Source organism: Planomonospora algeriensis, assembly GCF_977012225.1.
Map to the genome: position 1 here is coordinate 1 of NZ_CDRNDK010000873.1, position 1294 is coordinate 1294.

Genomic DNA, 1294 nt, shown 5'->3' on the forward strand with positions numbered 1-1294 from the left:
GATGAACACGATCCCGCCGAGAACCCCGCCGCGGAACCCCCGCCGGACGCCGTGCCGGATGCGGAGGGCGGGCCGCCGCCACGGGAGGACGAGACCGTGCCGGACGCCGTGCCGGACGAGGAGCCGCCCACCGTGCCGGACGCGGAGGTGGGCGAGAGCCGGACGGTGGCCGCCCGGTCGGGAGCCGACACCGACTTCCCTGACCGGCCGATTCCCGCGGATCCGGTCGAGCCCTCCCCGCCGTGGGAGGAGAGCGCCGTCGAGTCCAAGAGCCCCGAGCCGGACGCGGGCCCGTCGTCCTGAGACGGCTCGTCGTCCTGATCCGGGCCTGCGGCGGCCCGCCCCTCCCGGAGGGGCGGGCCGGGCCGCCGTCCGCCCGTCAGACGAAGGCCCCGGTCCCGGTGATCGCGCGGCCCACGATCAGGCTGTTGATCTCCCGCGTCCCTTCGTAGGAGTAGATCGCCTCCGAGTCCGCTACGAACCGGCCCATGCCGTAGTCGAGGACGATCCCGTTGCCACCCATGATCTCGCGGCCCCAGCCCACCGCCTCGCGCATCCGGGCCGTGCAGAACGCCTTGGCCATCGCCGAGTGCTCGTCCTTGTAGACGCCCGCGTCCTGGAGCTGCGCCAGCCGTACCACCATGCCGAGCGAGCAGGTGACGTTGCCGAGCATGCGCACCAGCAGGTCCTGCACGAGCTGGAAGCCGGCGATCGGCCGGCCGAACTGCTCGCGCTCCTTGGCGTAGGCCAGCGCCGTCTCGTAGGCGCCCATCATGCAGCCCACCGCCTGCCAGGCGACGCCGCCCCGGGTCTGGCGGAGGATGGCGGCGGTGTCGCGGAAGCCGTTCGCGCCCTGCAGCCGGTTCGTCTCCGGGACCGGGCAGTTGGTCAGCGTGATGTCGGCGTTCTGCACGGTCCGCAGCGCGATCTTGTTCTCGATCCTGGTCGCGGCGAAGCCGGGGGTGCCCTTCTCGACCACGAAGCCCTTGACCTGGCCGTCGGCCTCGTCCTTGGCCCACACCACCACCAGGTCGGCGAAGGTCGCGTTGCCGATCCACCGCTTGGCGCCGTTGAGCACCCAGGTGTCGCCCTCGCGCCGGGCGGTCGTGCGCAGTCCCGCGGCCACGTCGGAGCCGCCGTCGGGCTCGGTCAGGGCGAAGGCGCCGATCTTCTCCATCGCGGCCATCGGCGGCAGCCACCGCTCCCGCTGCTCCTCCGAGCCCAGCCGGTCGACGCTCCCCATCGCCAGCCCGTTGTGCACGCCGAAGAACGTCCCCATCGACGGGTCGACCCG

At 73.1% G+C, this 1294-nt stretch carries 1 protein-coding gene and 1 pseudogene; one reads left to right on the forward strand and one right to left on the reverse strand.

Features of this window, described 5'->3' with window-relative positions:
• Window positions 1-303: pseudogene (locus tag ACWJ6R_RS36535) on the forward strand (hypothetical protein); the annotation flags it as partial.
• 76 nt (window positions 304-379) lie between these two features.
• On the opposite strand, the gene ACWJ6R_RS36540 reads toward ACWJ6R_RS36535, so the two are convergent.
• Window positions 380-1294, reverse strand: a 915-nt coding sequence (locus ACWJ6R_RS36540; protein WP_449066576.1) for an acyl-CoA dehydrogenase family protein, incomplete at its 5' end; no start/stop codon positions are given.